The sequence below is a fragment of the Acidobacteriota bacterium genome (genome assembly GCA_020853395.1).
Classification (GTDB): Bacteria; Acidobacteriota; Vicinamibacteria; order Vicinamibacterales; family SCN-69-37; genus JADYYY01.
The window spans coordinates 14,766-30,388 of sequence record JADYYY010000018.1; the positions used below are offsets into that span (position 1 = coordinate 14,766).

Below are 15,623 nucleotides of genomic sequence, written 5' to 3' on the forward strand. Positions count from 1 at the left end.
AGAGTGAGACCGTGGACGAGCACCAGGCTACGCTGCCGCTGCCGCCCGGCCCGCCGGCAGCGGCGCTCGCCGCCGGCCCCGGCGCCCTCGTCATGCCCCGCTGGTGGGCGGCGCTCCAGGTCTTCCTCGTGTCGGGCATCCCGACGCAGCTCGCCGCCGCGTCGGCCGTGGCGTTCGGCGCCGGCATCCCGCTCATCGATCCGGCGAGCGGCGGCATCGCCTTCGAGTTCATCGCCGTCGTGAGCCTGGTCGACACCGCGCTCATCGCGCTCCTGATCCGCCTCTTCCTGATCCTGAGCAGCGAGCAGTCGGGACCGGTGTTCGTCGGCACGCGTCCCATCAAGGGCGAGGTGCTCCTCGGCCTCGCGCTGCTGCCGGTCGCCTTTCTGGCCGTCACGGGCGTCGTGCTGCTCATCCGGGCCGTGGCGCCCGGCCTGCACACCGTGTCGAAGAGCCCGTTCGAGGCCTACATGGCCTCGCCGCTCACGGCCGGCATCTTCCTGCTCGTGGCCGTGCTGGCCGGCGGCGTGCGCGAGGAGCTGCAGCGGGGGTTCATCCTCCACCGGTTCGAGCAGCGGCTCGGCGGGGTGAGGCTCGGGCTCGCGCTCTTCACCATCCTGTTCGGCGCGCTCCACGTCGATCAGGGCCTCGACGTGGCGATCGCCGTCGGGCTGCTCGGCCTCTTCTGGGGCGTGATGTACATTCGCCGCCAGTCGGTCGTGCTCTCGATGGTCAATCACGCCAGCTTCAACGCCGCGCAAGTGCTGCAGGCCGTCCTCGCCAGAACGCTCGGCGCCTGACGGATGGCGGCGGCCTCGAACCCGGCCGGCCGGCGCGCCGTCGCGCTCGCCGCGCTGCTCGTCCTGCTCACGCTGCCGGCCGTCACGACGCGCTTCTACGCGAACGACGAGGTCGAGTACTACGCGTGGCTGCGGTCGGCGGCCTTCGATCGCGACGCCGATTTCGAGAACGAGTACACGCACTTCTACGAGTCGGGCGCGATGCGCAACGCCGGCTTCCACGAGACGTTCCTCGAGCGGATCAACGAAGCGGGACGCCGCTACAACTTCGCGCCGATCGGCACGGCGGTGCTCTGGGCGCCGTTCTTCGCCGCGGGCCACGCGGCCGCGCTCCTCTCCGGCGCGCCCGCCGACGGCTACAGCGCGCCGTACATCACGGCCGTCACGTGGGGTTCGGCCTGGTACGGCTGGCTCGCGCTCGTTCTGACGGCCGCCATGCTGCGCCGGCTGGTCGGCCACGGCCTCGGCACGGCCCTGCTCGTCTGCCTGGGCACGCCGCTCGTCTTCTACATGTACGTCGCGCCGGGCTTCTCGCACGCCTGCTCCGCGCTCGCGGTGTCGCTGTTCCTCTACGTCTGGCTGCGCGTGCGCGATCGCTGGAGCCCCGCCGGCATGGTCGCGCTCGGGCTGGCCGGCGGCCTGATGGCGATGGTGCGCGAGCAGGACGCCTTCTTCCTCGCCGGCCCGGCGCTCGACTACCTGCGCGCGCTCCGCCTCGCGACCGCGCCGCAACGCTTCATGGCCGCCGCGGCCGGCGCGGCCGCGTTCCTCCTCGCGTACGCGCCGCAGCTCGTCGCCTACACCGTCCTCAACGGCCATCCCGGTCCGACGACGGCCGTGGTGAGGAAGATGAGCTGGACGTCGCCGCACTTCCTGGAAGTGCTGCTCTCGCCCCAGCACGGTCTGTTCTTCTGGACGCCGCTCGCGCTCGCCGGCCTGGCCGGGCTGATCTGGCTCGCGGCCGCGGCCGGCTCGTCCGACCTGCGCTGGATCGCGGCGCTCGCCATCGTCATGTGGCTGCTCCAGGTCTACGTCTCCGGCTGTGTCGAGTCGTGGACGGTCGCGGGCTCGTTCGGCCAGCGCCGCTTCGTCGCGCTCACGCCGCTCGTCGCGCTCGGCCTCGCCGCGCTCACTGCCGCCCTCCGCCGCCGTACCGCCGCGCGCGCGGCGTGGGCGGCCGTGCTCGCGCTCTGCCTGTGGTGGAACGTCGGCCTGATCGCGCAGTTCGGCCTGCACACGATGGATCGGCAGCGGCTGTCGCTCCGCGACAACGCGCGCGCCACGTTTCTCGAGCTGCCCGCGACGCTGCCCTCGCTCGCGTGGCGCTACTTCGCGGATCGCTCGTCGTTCTACGGCCTGCCGCAGCGGTGACGCGCCGGATCACGCTGGCCGCCGGGCACATAATGGAGCCGCGCTCAGCGACGTGACCGTCCTGTACTTCGCCGACACGAGGTTCCCGATCGAACGCGCCAACGGCGCGCAGACGATGGCGACGTGCCGGGCGCTGGCGGCGCGAGGCCACGAGACGACGCTCGTCGTGCGCCCGGACTCGGCCGTGCCGCCGCGCGATCCGTTCGCGTTCTACGGGCTGGCCCCGGTGACGGGCCTCGCGGTGCAGCGGGTGCCGGCGTCGGGGCCGGGATGGTATCGGCGCCTCACGTTCCTGCTCGCGGCGAGGCGACGCGTGCGAGCCGCGCCGGACGCGACGATCTACACCCGCGATCTCGGCGTCGCATCGTTTCTTTTGGGCGACCGCCGCTTCGATGCCCGGCGGCTCGTGTACGAATCGCACGGCATCGCGCCGGTCGTGAGCCGGGAGATGCCCGCGTTGCTCGGCCGGCCGGACCTTGCGCCGTCGCCGGCGAAGCTCGACCGGCTCGATCGCCGCGAGCAGCTCGTGTGGCGGCGCGCGGGCGCGTACGTGACGATCACCCGATGCCTGGCCGACGATCTCGCGGCGCGCTACGGGCCCCGCGACCACGTCGTCGTCGCGCCGGACGGCGCCGACGACCCGGGCGTCGGCGGCGCCGACAGGGCGCCGGATGGCGCAGCCGTTGCCGCGTACGCTGGGCATCTCTATCCCTGGAAGGGCGTCGACGTGTTCGTGCGCGCGCTGGCGGCGGCGCCGCACGTCCGCGGCCTCATCGTCGGCGGCCATCGGCAGGAAGCCGACCTGTCGCGCGTCGAGGCGCTCGCGCGCGAGTGCCGCGTGCGCGACCGGCTCGAGATGACCGGACCGCTGCCTCCCGCCGGCGTGGCGCGTGCGCTCGTGCGCGCGTCGATCCTCGTGCTGCCGAACACGGCGTCGGCGATCTCCGAGCGCTACACGTCGCCGTTGAAGCTGTTCGAGTACCTCTGGCTCGCGCGGCCGATCGTCGCGTCGGATCTCCCGTCGTTGCGCGAGGTGCTCACGCCCGAGGCGGCGATCTTCGTGCCGCCCGGCGACGCCGCGGCGCTCGGCGCCGCGCTCGAGCGGCTCGCGGCGGATCCGGCGCTGGCGGCCTCGCTCGGACGTCGGGCCCGGCAGCTCGCGCCGGCGTTCACCTGGGCCCGGCGGGCCGAACGGCTCGAGCAGGCGCTCCTCGCGGCCGGGGGCACGGCGTGATCTCGGACGCGCTCCTCGACATCGCGCAGTGCCCGGAGTGCCAAGGGCGCATCGCGCGCCGCGACGACGCCGTGCGCTGCCTCGGGTGCGGGCGCACGTTCGCGACGCGAGGCGGCGTCCTCGATCTGCGGCCGCTGACCGCGTTCGCCGAGCAGACGAAGTACCTCGACGAAGCGCTCCACGCCGACGCGCGGCACGAGGCGATCGCGCCGCCGCTGCTCGGGTCCCGGATCCGGCAGGACATGCTGCGCCGCTTCCTGCGTCCCGGGCCGGGCGATCGGATCATCGATCTCGGCTGCGGGAGCGGCCGGACGATCGTCTGGAACGCCGGCTCCGGCGCGGCGCTCTGCGGCATCGACATCAGCCCGCACTTCGCGCCGGAGGCGGTCGCGCAGTCGGATCTCGTGCTCGGCGATCTCAGGCGCCTGCCGCTGAAGAGCGCGTCGTTCAACAAGGCGTGGTCGCTCGACGTGCTCGAGCACGTGTCGCCGCAGGCGTTCCGCGACGTGCTGACCGAAGCGGCGCGCGTGCTCGAGCCGGGCGGCGGCCTCTTCGTCTACACGCACGTGCGGACGAACGGCTGGATCGCCGGCGGCGTGCGGCTCGTCAACCGGTTCGCCCGGTTGTGCGAGCGCGCCGGGCTGCTCGACCTCCGGCAGGAGCGGCTGCGCAAGTCGGATCACCTGAATCCGATCGCCGATCACGACGAGCTCCGCCGCGTCGTCGGCGAGTGCGGCTTCGCGATCGAGCGGATCACGTACTACACGCCTATCGTCGGCGCCTTCGTCGAGAACGTGCTCGTGCGGATGGCCGAACGGCTGCTCACGCGCCGCGCGATGCGGGCGCAGCCGGCGGCCGACGCCGGCGCGACGCTGAAGCACGTGCGATCGACGGCGCAGGCGCGCGTGCGCCAGGGCGGCGTCGCCTACCGCGGCCTGCGCGCCGTCTCGACCGTGATGGCGCTCGACGTACGGCTCTTCGGCCGGTTCCGATCCGGTCCGTACTTCGCGCTGCTCCGCAAGCTGCCGGCCGGGTCGATGCCGGCGACGCGATCCTCCGAGGCGGCGGGGACCTGATGCGGATTCTGTACTGCGCGATCGACCAGCGCGTGCCGGGATCGCTCGGCGGATCGGTCCACGTCCAGGCCGTGGCGGCTGGATTGGCCGCACGCGGACACGACGTGCACGTCGCCGTTCAGCCGGGGGCGGGCCGCTGGCCCGAGGGACGCGTGACGTGGCATCCGCTCGGCCCGCCGTTCGGGCGCGACGTCCTTCGCTGGACCCGCACGCGCCGGCTCGCGCGCCTCGCACGCGAGATCGGCGCCGACGTCGTCATCGAGCGCTACTACAACTTCGGCGGCGAGGGCGTCTTCGCGGCGAAGCGGCTCGGCCTGCCGGCGGTGCTCGAAGTGAACGCACCCGTCGTCGATCACGACCGCGCGCTCAAAGCCCGGCTCGACCACGCGCTCGTCGTCGAGCCCATGCGCCGCTGGCGGGAGCGGATCTGCCGCGCCGCCGATCTGTTCGTCACGCCGATGGCGTCGATCCTGCCGGCGTGGGTCGATCGCGGCAAGGTGCTGGAGATCGAGTGGGGCGCGGACGTGGAGCACTTCCGTCCCGATCGGTCGACACCGAGCCCGTTCACCATGGACCCGGCGCGCATCCAGTGCGTGTTCGCCGGTGCGTTCCGCTCGTGGCACGGCGTCGTGCACCTGGTCGCCTCGCTCGCGCGCCTGCACGCCGCGGGCGACGATCGCTTCGGAGCGCTGCTCATCGGCGACGGCCCGGAGCGGCCGGCCGCCGAGCGCGTCGCGCGCGGCGTGCCGGGCGTGGTGTTCACCGGCGCGTTGGCGCACGACCGGCTGCCGGCCGCGCTCGCGTGGGGCGACATCGGCGTCGCGCCGTTCGATCCGAGCCGGCACGCCGCGCTCAAGCTCGGCTTCTACTGGTCGCCGCTCAAAGTGTTCGAGTACATGGCGGCCGGCCTGCCGGTCGTGGCGCCGGCGCTGCCCCGCCTGCAGCGGCTGGTCTCGCACGGCGTCGAGGGCATGCTCTACGATCCCGAGGATCCGCGCGGCATCGATCGCGCGTTGCAGGCGCTCGCCGACCCTGACGTGCGGCGCCGGTTCGGCGCGGCCGCGCGCGCGCGCGTCGTCAGGGACTTCAGTTGGGCGGCGCACTGCGCCGCGCTCGACGCGCGCCTGCAGGCGCTGGTGTCCGGGCGATGAGCGCGCCGCTTCGCGTGCTGATCGTCACCGATTCGTTTCCGCCCGGCTGCGGCGGCAGCGGCTGGAGCACGTGGGAGCTCGCGCGCGGCCTGATGGCGCTCGGCCACCACGTCGAGGTGATCAAAGCCGACGCGACGACGTCCGGGCCGCCCGAGGAGCGCGAGCACGAATCGGTGCGGGTCACGACGTTCCGCCATGGCGCGCCGAACGTGCCGGTCGTGCGCAACCTCGTCAAGAACGAACAGCTCTGGCGCGCGCTGTCCGGATATCTCGACGAGCGGCTCCGGCGCCAGCCGGTCGACGTCGTGCACGCCCAGCACGTGATGACCACCGTGCCGGCGATCCGCACCGGGCTCGCGAGCGGCACGCCGGTGGTCGCGACCGTGAGGGACTACTGGCCCGTCTGCTACTGGTCGGACCTGATCTACGATCCGTCGCAGCCGCAGCTCTGCCCGGCCTGCTCCGTCAGCATGATGACGAGGTGCGTGCGGCCGCGCGCCGGCGCGGCGTCGCTGGCCGCGTGGCCGCTGATTCCGTACATGCGCGCGAACCTCCGGACGAAGCGGACCACGCTCGCCAAGGCCAGCGCGGTCATCGCGGTGAGCTCGGTCATCGCGGAGGATCTGCGAGCGCGCGCGCCCGAGCTCGCGTCCACGCCGCTCTACACGATCCCGAACCCGATCGACATGACCGCGCTCGATGCCGCGCGGGCAGCCGATCCGCCGCTCGCCGGGCCCTACGTGCTCTACGCGGGCAAGCTCGCGCTGAACAAGGGCGTCCAGTACCTGCTGCCCGCGATCGCGCGGGCCGGGATCACGTGGCCGGTCGTGATCGCGGGCGACGGCCCGCTGCGCGCGGCGCTCGAAGCCGAGGCCACACGCCTCGGCATCGACCTGCGCGTGCTCGGCTGGCGCGACCGCGCGGACGTGTGGGCGTGGATGCGGCACGCGACGCTCCTCGCCTTCCCCTCGTACGGCCCCGAGTCGCTCAGCCGCGTGCTCATCGAGGCGGCCGCGCTCGGCGCGCCGATCGCGGCCATGAACACCGGCGGCACGCGCGACATCATCCGCGCCGGCGTCACCGGGCTGCTGTCGGACGATGCGCCGGGGTTCGCGCGCGATCTCGCGGCGCTGGCGGCGGACGAGCGGCTGCGCGCGTCGCTCGGGCACGCGGCGCGCGCCGACGTGCACACCCGGTTCTCGGCGACCTCGGTCGTCGAGCGCATCGAGCAGGTCTATCGCCAGCTCCTTCAGCCGAGCGCCGCCTGAGCCATGTCCCGCCCGCTCTCGGTCGCCGTCGTCGCTCGCGCCGTCATGCCGCTCCACGGCGTCGGCGGGCTCGAACGATCGGTGCACGACCTCGTGCGGCACCTCGCAGCGCGAGGCGTGCGCGTGACGCTGATCGTGCCGCCGCCCGCGCCGGTGCGCCGGGAAGCGGCGGCCGACCCGTTCGCATCGCCGTTGATCGGGATCCGCCACGTGCCGTACTGGACGTTCCCCGCGGCCAACCGCCGCGGCACCACCGTGCTCGACCGCAGCACGGCGTACCTGCTGTACGGCTGGCGCGCCGGATCGATGGCGCGCGCGCTCGCCCGGGCCGGCGAGGTCGACGTCATCCACGGCTTCGGCGCCAGCGTGCTCGGCGCGGCGCGTCCCGATCTTCCGGTGCCGCTCGTGCTCAATCCCCAGGGACTGGAGGAGTTCGGCGCCACGGCCGAGCGACAGGGGCGGCTGAAGCGCATCGGCTACACGCCGCTGCGCTGGGCCGTGCGCCGCGTCGCCCGCGCGGCCGACGCGATCATCGCAACCGACGTCGCGCTCGAGTCCACGGTCGCGCGCCATCTCCGGCCTCGGCCCGGGCAGGTTCGCACGATCCCGAACGGCATCGATCTCGCGGCGGTCACCGGCATGGCGGGGCCCACCGACGGCCGGCTGCTCCGGCAGCGGCACGGCATCGGCGCGGGCGAGCTCGTGTTCCTCAGCGTGGGACGGCTCGAGTTCAACAAAGGCTTCGACGTGCTCGCGGCGGCGCTCGCGCGCGCCGCGGCCGCGGGCGGCACGCTGCCGGCGCTCGGCTGGCGTTGGGTCATCGTCGGCGCCGGCCCGTACGGACGGGAGCTCGAGCGGCACGTCGCCGAGCGCAACATCGCCTCGCACGTCGTGTGGGCCGGCCGAGCGAGCGACGCCGTCCTGCACGGCTGGTACGAGGCCGCCTCGGTGTTCGTGCACCCCACGAGGTACGAAGGCAGCTCGCTCGTCACGCTCGAAGCGATGGCGCACCGGCGGCCGGTGATCGCGTCACGGGCGGGCGGCCTGCCCGACAAGGTGCACCCCGACGTGAACGGCTGGCTCGTGGAACCCGGCGACGACACCGCGCTCGCGGCGGCGATCGAGGAGGCGGCCGCGAGCACGGCGCGGCTGATCGACATGGGCGCGCGCAGCCGCGAGATCGTCGAGCGCGACTTCTCCTGGACGGTGCTCGTCGATCGCCAGATCGCGCTCTACGAGGAGCTCCTGGAACGGCGGCTTCACCAGCGACACGAAACGATTCCGCGGGCCTGAAGGCCTGCGGCTACAGGTGCCCGGCTCAGAAGCGCTTCTCGGCCGCACTCGCGTAGCTGCGGCGGTACGAGACGATGAGGTCTTTGCGGTCGACCTTGACGACGATCGCGTGGGTTTTCCCATCGCGAGGTGCGCGCGGCTCGAATCCGAGGAGATAGTAGGTGGAGTTCTCCACGAAGATCGCCGGCACCATGCGATCGGGATCGTTCGAGTTGAGCACGGTGCGCCCGCCGGTCACATCGGGCAGCACGCCGAGATTGCCTTGTCGAAGGAGCCGGTCGCGGGTTGCCGCAGCGTCGCTTTCAACAAGTCACGCGCCCGCACGTTCGAGCTGGCGGCGAACGTGCCCGTTTCGAGCCCCGCGGCGTCGAACACGTGCACCGTGACGTGCACGGTGTCGAGCACTTGGAAGAGTCTCCGCCTGGCGTCGCGAACCAGCGCGTTGCACTCCCCGATCGGCGACTCCGTCGTGAGCTCCGTCCCGATGAAGAGCACGGACTTGCTCCGCTTCTGCACGCTCCTCAGCGACTGCGCGATGTCCTTGACCGTGTCGAGCACACACACGCCGCACAGACACTCACCGTTCAGATCGTCGGGCGCGACTTCTCCTGGACGTGCTCGTCGAGCGTCAGATCGGGCTCTACGAAGGGCCGTTGGAACCGAGACGGTCAGGCCCGAACGTCCGAGGCAGCCAACGTCCGCGGCCGCGAGGACTTCAGCGCCGCGGGCGAGGGACGTGCCGCGCGTCGTCAACGCCGAGACCCGTCACCGGACCTGAGCGTTGAACGGCTGGCGATGCGGGGTACCGGCGATCGTGCCGATCGAGGTACGAGCCAATCAAGGCACCCACGCCTGCCCCGGCGGCCGCGAACAACGGCACGCCCACCAGGAGGCTGGCGCGCTCACAGTCCGGATGTTCCGACGCGCGCGAACAGGTCTCGGCCGCGTACACCCCGCCGATGAACGCGCCGAACCCGAGCCCGAGGAGCGCGGCCTTGCGAACGCGCGGCTTGCGCTGGACCTGCGAGCGCGCTGCGGTGGCAGAACGTCCGCCGACCTCGAGGACCGGGTGCCTCAGGCTCCATGACACACGCGCCGCGACGTCGCTCGGGCGATCGGGTCCGGCAGGAGCGAAAGCGCCAGGCGGCTGCTGCGCGCCTGCCCAGGCTGGCAACGCGCCTGACAACACGAACAGTAGACCAAGATACAGAAGGAACCGCCTCATGGCAGGACCACCGACAGTGCCTGTGCCTGTCCCGCGCTCAGTACAAGGGTTCGTTCGGCGTGCCCCCGATCGGAATCCACAAGTACGAGCACGGGAACACCGGGAATGACGTTCCGTGCCACGAACACTCCGTCCGAGCGGGTGATCAATCTTCCTCCGATGAATCCGCCCAGGAACACGTTGCTGTCGTCTGCCCTCGTATACGCTAGCCGGACTCTGGCGCCGCGAACCGGCGAACCGTTCGCATCGGTAATTGAACCCCGAACCGTCCCGGCTCGTTTCAATCGGAGGATCAGCCCGGCACGCAGTTCGCCCGCGGCCAGTGCAATACGCAACGCGGTCGGCGCCATCTGCTCCCCGCGCGCGACAAGAACGGTCTGACCTGGTAACAAGTTGTCGATCTCGAATATCCCTCCAGCGAACCGCAGCGTCTTGGTCACGTGGTTCCGCTCGTTGATGGAGTAGACAGTCAAGAATCCGGTCAGAGGATGCCCGTCCTCGGATACCACCGTGCCAGCGAGCACCGCCCCCCTCTCAAGGGCGACAGTGAGGTTCGCCCCGGAATCAACACCAAGCCGGTACACTGCATACCCCTGTCGCTCTCACAATTAAGATAGACCGTGAGGGCGGATCCAGGAAGGGCAAACGCGCCATCTGCCTCCGTCGTTGCCGCTGCGAGTATTCGAGTTGTCGCACCCTCTTGGAGCGAAATCCGGGCATCGGGTACTGGCAGGCCCGTCAGGGAATCGACGACTACACCACGCACGGTAGTCCCCAACTGGGAGGCCGCGGCCCCTGCCAGCACGACAACGGCGGCCATTCCGCAGAGCAAGCCCAAGAGCGGCATTCTGAACCCGGCACGTGAGAAGGCCATCGGATTCCTCCTGCTATATGGGTCCCCAGTTGGCGTGGCCCCACGCTCGGCCCAGCGCCGTGAACTCACTCGGCGCGGCGAGGGGCTCCTGAAAGGTGGTCTCTCCATAGCACGTTGCGGACGTACCAGAACCTGAACACGACAGGGTGAAGGACTGCTCGTCGTAGATTATCGACGCCAGGTAGTCATCTGGCGAAGCTGGATCCAGCTCGTAGACGTCGATTTCGTGCGCCTCGACGGTGACGACGTAGTTGTTGAAGACTGCGCAGCTGATATTGATCAGGTATCCGCCCAACCCGTACGTGTACCACTGATCACCGACGTCGGTAATTTGAGCTTCGTCGTCCCCCCAATTGAAGTATCCGTCGCTACCCGATGGGTACTCGTCATAGCAGCTGTTCCACTGCTGGTGCCCGTCTTCGTCGTACCATCCGGCGAACTGATCGCCATCCTGGCGCGAACTAAACGGCCCCTCTACGCCCCAGTTTCCCCACGGGCCTGGATGAAGGATTCCGCATTCAGAGTTGATGGGACCCGTAACAAACCGATCCCTGTTGTCGATACCGACGAACAACCGGCAGCCATTCCGCGCGTGTGCTGGAAGCGCGATGAGGGTGAGTAGTAGAGTCGACGACAACGTAATGACAGGTAATCGCACAACTCCCTCCTTTCGGCCTCGAAGGCCGAGAAGTCTCGATGCCGCCGTGAATCGAAGCGCGTCACTACGCTCAGCAAGAACGAGATTTCTTCGGCCTCGCCGGTCCCGCACGGCGCTTCTGGCTGCCGAGGCTCAACGCGGAGGCCCTCGAGGCGGCGCCCCGAAGAAACCCGCTGCCACCGCGGGAATGTTCATGTTCGGGGAAGTGCTACCTCTCGATATTCGACAGCCCGATGCGCCGATGCTGTTTCGGAGATTCTCGGACACCGCCGGCCCATCAGCCGGGTGCTATAGTGCCGGCATGTCGGAGGAGCCGATTTCGCTCGACGCCGATCCGGTCGTCGAGGCGTACAAGCGCGACGTCGATCGGACGCTCCTGCGCGAGAATCTCCGGCTGACGCCGGAGCAGCGGCTGATGAAGCTGCAGGATTTCGTCCGGTTCACCGCTGAACTGCGCGAGGCGCGCCGGCGGGCGCGCGAATGACCGCGCCGACCGACTTCGCGGGGCTCCTGCGGCAACTGCTGTCCGGCGATGTCGAGTTCATCCTGGTCGGCGGCGTCGCGGCCAACGTGCAGGGATCCGCCCGAGCGACCTATGACGTGGACGTGGTGTATCGGCGCTCACCCGAGAACCTCGCGCGTCTCGTGGCTGCGTTGTCTCCGTTCCAACCCTACCTTCGAGGTGCGCCGCCGGGATTGCCGTTCACGTTCGATGCCGACACGTTGCGCCGCGGCCTGAACTTCACCTTGACCACGACGCGGGGGGACATCGACCTCCTCGGAGACGTGGCAGGCGGCGGCACGTACGACGAGTTGCTGCCAGCGTCGGAGGAGCTGCCGCTCTTCGGATCGCGCTGCCGCCTCGCGACCGTCGAGGCGCTGATCCGGATGAAACGGGCGGCCGGCCGGCCGAAGGATCTCGAAGCGCTGGCGGAGCTCGAAGCCGTCCGCGAAGAACGCGCGCGGCATTGACGAACCCGCGCGCGCGCCGCCCATCGCCTGCATCGGGACAGTCGCAGACCCGAGGGCAGCAGCGCCCCGTTCAGAATCCGACCTCGGCACGCACGGCGACCGAACGGCCTTCCGCCGATCGCGCCAGTCGATAGATTGTCCCGATGCGCCGAGGCGATGCCCTGATGCGATATCCCGATATCCGGATGTTCCGATGCCCCGATGCGCTGTCCCGGTATCCCGATGCCCCGATAACCCGATGCTTAGAATCCCACCCGCACCCCGGCGCGGAACGTCAGCGGCGGCTGTAACACGGTCGATGCGCGGAAGCTCGGGCCGACGACCGGGTTCTCCTCGAGCTCTTCGTACATGTTCGGCCCGTTGAACACGTCGAGCCACACGGCCGCCTGGCGGCGTCCGCGGCCGAGCGTGAACCGCTTCTCGATGCGCGCGTCGACCAGCATCGTGAACGTGAAGCGCGTGCGGCCGCTCAGGTAGTTCTGCAGCACCTCGGGGCCCTGCACGAGATCGGGCAGCACGAGGAAGCCCGGGAACGGCTGCCCGTCGCGGTAGTTCGCGGTGAAGGCCAGCCACACGTCGCGTGGCGCGAGGTACGTCCCCGACCACTTCAGGACGTAGGCGCGATCCCAGAACGTGCGGCCTCCGGCGTTCGACAGCGTGTTCGGATCCTGGAACTGCTCGCCGACGAGCCCCTGGTCGTTCTCGTTCACGTGGAATCCGGGCGCCGCCGTCGGGCCGGCCGCCCACCAGGCCAGCGCCGAGGCGCGCATCCGAAAGCGCGGCGTGAACCGCTGCTCGTAGAAGATCTCGAGCATGTGCGACTTCAGCCCATCGTCTGCCGGGTTCGTCAGCACGTACCGATCGAGATCCTCACGGCCCGGCGGCCGGTTGAAGACCGGAATCATCAGCCGCTCGTTCGTCTGATCGGGGATCAGCGTGCGGGTGTAGTCCGCCAGCGGGATCCCGACGTTCACCGCGCGGACGAGCGACGTTTCGTGGCGGATCGTGGCCGTGCCGCGGAACGTCGCGGTGCCGACGCGCAGCTCGCCCGCGAGCACGTACTCGTTCGTCGCCGGCAGCCGCAGGTCGGGATCGATCGACCCGAGCGGCCCGCCCCATCCGGCGAGCGCGAGCTGCGGTCCGCGCTCGGCCGGATCGGCGCGCCCGTTACCGTTGGCGTCGGTCCAACGGTACAGCCGTGCCCACGGCTGATTGGGATCGCCGAACCCCAGCCACTCGAGCGGCAGCCGCGCGTGGTACCGACCGATGGCGCCGTACGCGGTGATGCCCTTCGACGGGAAGCTCGAGCGCACGGCCAGCCGCGGCGACACGACCGCCTTGCGGATCCCGGCCGGCGCGCCCTGGGCGCGCCCGTCCCAGTGATCCACGCGCACGCCCGCGTCGATCGCGTAGTGCTCTCCGAGGCGCAAATCGTCCGCAATCGACCACCCGACGTGTGTGAGACGACGGACCGCCTCGGCCGCGGGCGTCTGGAACTGCCAGATGCGCGCGGGAAGCCCGGCGACGAGCTCGGCGACCTCGGGCGAGGCGAGCACGTCGGACGTCGCGCGCGCGGAGGTGAGCGACCCGTCGATCCGCCACGAGTGACGGCTGGCGCCGATCGCGTACGGCGGCAGCGCCACGCTCGCCGCGCCGTCCATGCGCCTGGTGCGCCGCTGCGCGACCGGCAGCGGCACCGGGCCGTCGAACGCGCGGTCGACGACGCCGCCGCCGACCGGCGCGTCGAGGTCCGGCGCGAAGTCGCCGCGGTCCAGCCCGAACGCGATCGATCCCACCCATCCGCGCCGGCCGACGCGATCCCACCGCGCCTGGCCGTGCGCGAACGTGTCGCGCTCGTCCACGAGCCTGCCGAGAAACGCGTCGCCGCCCTCGAGCGGCCGCTTCGTCTGCGCCGCCGATGCGATCACGCGCACCTCGTCGCGCGGCGTCGGCCGGGCGACAACGTGCGCGAAGAGCGACGCCGCATCGGCGGGCCGCATCTCGTCGCGGCCGCGATCGAAGAAGCTCGACCTCGTGATCCGCCCGGACACGTACGCCCCGACGCGCTCGGACACCGGCGACGAGAGCTGCGCGTTGACGTCGCCGTACGCGTGCACCTTCGTGAGAAACGGCGCGACCACGTTCTCGCGCGCGAAGACCATGCCCGGCGCGGTGCCCGACACCTCGACGCTGCCGTGGCGCGTCGCGCCGGGCCGCCGCGGCACGAAGGTCACCTGCGCGCCCGGCACCGCCACGGCCGCCGGCGCCAGGCCCGACGTGACGCTCACCGCCTGCATCGCCTTGGGATCCGCGTAGAGCAGCGGGCCGCTCGGCCGATCGGGATCCGTGATGTCGATGCCGTCCAGCACGAAGGCGTTCCACAGCCAGGACGCGTCGCGCGCCCCGAACAGCCCGCGGCGGCCCGTTTCCGATCCGCCGTTGTCCACGCCGTCGACGAGCGTCCAGGGCACGAGCGCGTCGATGAGCGACCACACGTGGCCGCTGGCCGGCAACCCGTTCAAGAGGTCCTCGCCGATGACGACCGCCTCGCCGGCGTGCCAGCGATCGAGCAGCTCGATCGTCGACGGTTGTCCCGAGCGCCGCAGCGTGGCGCGGAGCCAGACGATCTCGCCGGGATCGACCGCGGTCTCGATCGCCGCCGCGGCGTAGCCGTCCTGCGAGACCTCCACGCGGTAGCGCCCCACCGGCAGCAACCGACTCTCCGCGGGCAGGAATGCGCCCGCCTCCAGCGTCCGCACCGGCTGCCGCCCGTCGTCGAGCGATCGGATGGCGACCGACGCGCGACCGTCCGGCTGGCCCTCCACGGTGGCGTAGACCTTGATCGTCGCGGTGGACTGATCCTGGGCGACGGCCCCGCGCGGCGCCGCGAGGGTCGCGACGCAGAACAGTCCGACGGCGGTGAGCGCCTCGAGCCGCACGGTCTTCATCGAACCGCTGGCGACAGCGCGAGCATCAACCCGAGGCTCACGTGATGCGAGATCGCGGTCGTCGCGCCGAGCCCGGCGGCCATCTCCAGCTCCGGACGGCAGTACGTGAGCTTGTACTCGGCGATCGCGGAGGTGCGGTAGCCCAGCCGAAGCTCGAGGCCAGCCGCCGCCTGCGTGCCGACGCCGGCGTACTGGTACTCGTGGACCGTCCGGCCGCCGACCGTCGTCTCCGCATGCGGAAAGATCGGACCGCCGCCGGCACGGATCGTCACGGCGGCGCGCGCGTCATCGCCGCCGAGCGGCCGGCGCACCACCAGGTTGACGAGCGCGAAGTTCAACCCGTGGCTCATCGCGAACTCCTGCACGAAGCCGTTCATCGGCGACGTGTCCAGCAGCGCGAGCGACGGGCCGGAGGACGTCACCGCGTAGTCACGCGTCGTGTCCGCGTAGGCCTTCATGTGGATCATCTCGAGCTCCAGGCCGAGCCGGCGGTGCGGCCAGCCGCTGCGGCCGATGCGCAGGCCGTAGTACCGGCGCGGCTGCGTGGAGAGCGAGTAGAACCGCACGTCGTGGAAGTCCAGAGCAATCCCGTCGTCCGGCAGCCGGATCGAGACGGTCGAGCTCTGCGTGTGGCTGGCGCCGAGATAGCCGGCGGCGTACCACTGAGCCGCGGCGGCCGACGGCACCAGGAGGACCAGGGCCAGGGCAGCCGAACCGGCGCGGCGAAAGCGACGGTCCTTCATGGGCCGCAGA

15 protein-coding genes are annotated in these 15,623 nt (G+C 71.1%); 9 read left to right on the forward strand and 6 right to left on the reverse strand.

Annotated features, from left to right (window positions below; all coding sequences use genetic code 11):
* Positions 1-11: 11 nt before the first annotated feature.
* From IT184_16350 to IT184_16380, 7 genes are read left to right on the forward strand one after another with little or no spacing between them, the layout of a single operon-like run.
* Positions 12-800, forward strand: a complete 789-nt coding sequence (locus IT184_16350; protein MCC7010381.1) for a CPBP family intramembrane metalloprotease — start codon at positions 12-14, stop codon at positions 798-800.
* A gap of 3 nt (positions 801-803) precedes the next feature.
* A complete protein-coding gene (locus tag IT184_16355; GenBank protein MCC7010382.1) occupies positions 804-2,171 on the forward strand; it encodes a hypothetical protein in 1,368 nt (455 codons plus the stop codon).
* A gap of 52 nt (positions 2,172-2,223) precedes the next feature.
* Positions 2,224-3,405, forward strand: a complete 1,182-nt coding sequence (locus IT184_16360; GenBank protein ID MCC7010383.1) for a glycosyltransferase — start codon at positions 2,224-2,226, stop codon at positions 3,403-3,405.
* Positions 3,402-4,481, forward strand: coding sequence for a methyltransferase domain-containing protein (locus IT184_16365; GenBank protein ID MCC7010384.1), 1,080 nt, complete (start codon positions 3,402-3,404; stop codon positions 4,479-4,481). The genes IT184_16360 and IT184_16365 overlap by 4 nt, the downstream gene beginning before the upstream one ends.
* Positions 4,481-5,632 (forward strand): glycosyltransferase, encoded by a 1,152-nt coding sequence (locus IT184_16370; protein ID MCC7010385.1) that lies wholly within the window; start codon positions 4,481-4,483, stop codon positions 5,630-5,632. Before IT184_16365 ends, IT184_16370 begins: the two co-directional genes overlap by 1 nt.
* Complete coding sequence (locus IT184_16375; GenBank protein ID MCC7010386.1) at positions 5,629-6,900, forward strand: glycosyltransferase family 4 protein; 1,272 nt, start codon at positions 5,629-5,631, stop codon at positions 6,898-6,900. Before IT184_16370 ends, IT184_16375 begins: the two co-directional genes overlap by 4 nt.
* A 3-nt stretch (positions 6,901-6,903) precedes the next feature.
* Positions 6,904-8,193, forward strand: coding sequence for a glycosyltransferase family 4 protein (locus IT184_16380; protein MCC7010387.1), 1,290 nt, complete (start codon positions 6,904-6,906; stop codon positions 8,191-8,193).
* Positions 8,194-8,218: 25 nt separating this feature from the next.
* On the opposite strand, the gene IT184_16385 is transcribed toward IT184_16380, so the two are convergent.
* From IT184_16385 to IT184_16400, 4 genes are all read right to left on the reverse strand, one after another.
* Positions 8,219-8,443, reverse strand: a complete 225-nt coding sequence (locus IT184_16385; GenBank protein ID MCC7010388.1) for a hypothetical protein — start codon at positions 8,441-8,443, stop codon at positions 8,219-8,221.
* On the reverse strand, positions 8,428-8,757 hold the full coding sequence (locus IT184_16390) for a hypothetical protein (protein MCC7010389.1): 330 nt from the start codon (positions 8,755-8,757) through the stop codon (positions 8,428-8,430). The genes IT184_16385 and IT184_16390 overlap by 16 nt, the downstream gene beginning before the upstream one ends.
* A gap of 657 nt (positions 8,758-9,414) precedes the next feature.
* The gene (locus IT184_16395; protein MCC7010390.1) at positions 9,415-9,858 is read right to left on the reverse strand and encodes a carboxypeptidase regulatory-like domain-containing protein; all 444 of its coding nucleotides are present in this window, start codon (positions 9,856-9,858) and stop codon (positions 9,415-9,417) included.
* 447 nt (positions 9,859-10,305) lie between these two features.
* Entirely contained in the window at positions 10,306-10,950 is a 645-nt protein-coding gene (locus tag IT184_16400) for a hypothetical protein (GenBank protein ID MCC7010391.1), read from the reverse strand.
* A 301-nt stretch (positions 10,951-11,251) separates the two neighbouring features.
* Between IT184_16400 and IT184_16405 the strand changes: the two genes are divergently transcribed.
* Entirely contained in the window at positions 11,252-11,434 is a 183-nt protein-coding gene (locus IT184_16405) for a hypothetical protein (protein ID MCC7010392.1), read from the forward strand.
* Entirely contained in the window at positions 11,431-11,922 is a 492-nt protein-coding gene (locus tag IT184_16410) for a hypothetical protein (protein ID MCC7010393.1), read from the forward strand. The genes IT184_16405 and IT184_16410 overlap by 4 nt, the downstream gene beginning before the upstream one ends.
* Positions 11,923-12,164: 242 nt before the next feature.
* Here the strand turns inward: IT184_16410 and IT184_16415 are convergent, their stop codons facing one another.
* Together IT184_16415 and IT184_16420 are read right to left on the reverse strand one after the other, a co-directional pair.
* Positions 12,165-14,870, reverse strand: a complete 2,706-nt coding sequence (locus IT184_16415; protein ID MCC7010394.1) for a hypothetical protein — start codon at positions 14,868-14,870, stop codon at positions 12,165-12,167.
* The gene (locus tag IT184_16420) at positions 14,867-15,613 is read right to left on the reverse strand and encodes a hypothetical protein (GenBank protein ID MCC7010395.1); all 747 of its coding nucleotides are present in this window, start codon (positions 15,611-15,613) and stop codon (positions 14,867-14,869) included. The genes IT184_16415 and IT184_16420 overlap by 4 nt, the downstream gene beginning before the upstream one ends.
* Positions 15,614-15,623 lie beyond the last annotated feature (10 nt).